At 63.9% G+C, this 1,034-nt stretch carries 1 pseudogene; it reads right to left on the reverse strand.

The annotated features are described in order from the left end of the window. Positions 1-398: 398 nt before the first annotated feature. Positions 399-644: pseudogene (locus H531_RS13375) on the reverse strand (transposase); the annotation flags it as partial. Between the last annotated feature and the right edge of the window lie 390 nt (positions 645-1,034).

Below are 1,034 nucleotides of genomic sequence, written 5' to 3' on the forward strand. Positions count from 1 at the left end.
CCCGGCTCATCCAGGGCCAGCCTCCGGAGTACCGGGGGTACGCCGCGGCCGCGGCCTTCCCGGCGGCCTTTCCCCCCTTTCCGAGGGAGGTGTGGAAGGGGTGGTTCAGGGCGATGTGGGAAGAGTGGGAAGAGTGGTGGTGGCGCTACCACCACTTCTTGGAAGAACTTCCGTGGCGGCTCCGCAGGATTCTTGAAGAAGCCCCTTGGCCGGTTTACGGGTTTTCTTCCCCCGGCCTCCTCAGCTCATGGCGGGAGAGCAAGCGCAGGGGTCTTTGGCGAGATCGCCATGTGAGACTCTTCTGGCGAGCAGTTGCGCGAACGCTTTTGGAAGAGGTGATATCGTAGGGTAGCCGCAGGGGGTGCGCAAATGGGGAAGTTTAGCAGCAGACTTGACCGCTATACTGCATAGAGCCCCAGGAAGCGCAGGGCGGAGAGGGGGTTGAAGGAGAAGATTTCCAGGGGGGCTTTCTTCTCCCTCACCCCCTCCCGGTGAAGCTTGGAAACCAGGAAGGCCCAAAGCACCGCCAGCACCCACGCCCCCACCCCCCGCACCCAAAACGATCGGTTCTCCACCTCCCTTCGGGAAAGCAACAGGCTCCCAAGCCGCCTCGCCTCCGCCACCTCCGGCCCCAGGCGGGTGAGGCGGCGATTTCCTCGCGATCCTGGGGAGTTTCGTGGGAAAGCTGATCTCAAGGGGACCACCGCCCTCACCCTCACCACCACCCAGTGGGCCGCCCAGAATTACCTGGGCACCGGACTGGCCTACCTGCCGGGCTCGCCCTTCAATGCCGGCAACCCCTCGAGCTGGAGTTCCAAGTGCTGCTCCCTGCCGCAGGCCCTCAGGTAAAACTTGCACTGACGGCTGGGTTGGATGTGTTCCTCTGAAATCACCAGAGGGGTTTTCCATGCTTCCCCTCGCCGCCACGAGCCTCGGCCGGGTTGCCCCCGCCTCCAGCCCGTTGTTACCTGGGTGAAACCTTCCCTCCTTACCCTTAGGGCGTCCTGAGGGGAAATCCCCGCAGGCGAGGAGGT

Origin of the sequence: Thermus islandicus DSM 21543, assembly GCF_000421625.1 — a bacterium.
Lineage (GTDB): Bacteria > Deinococcota > Deinococci > Deinococcales > Thermaceae > Thermus > Thermus islandicus.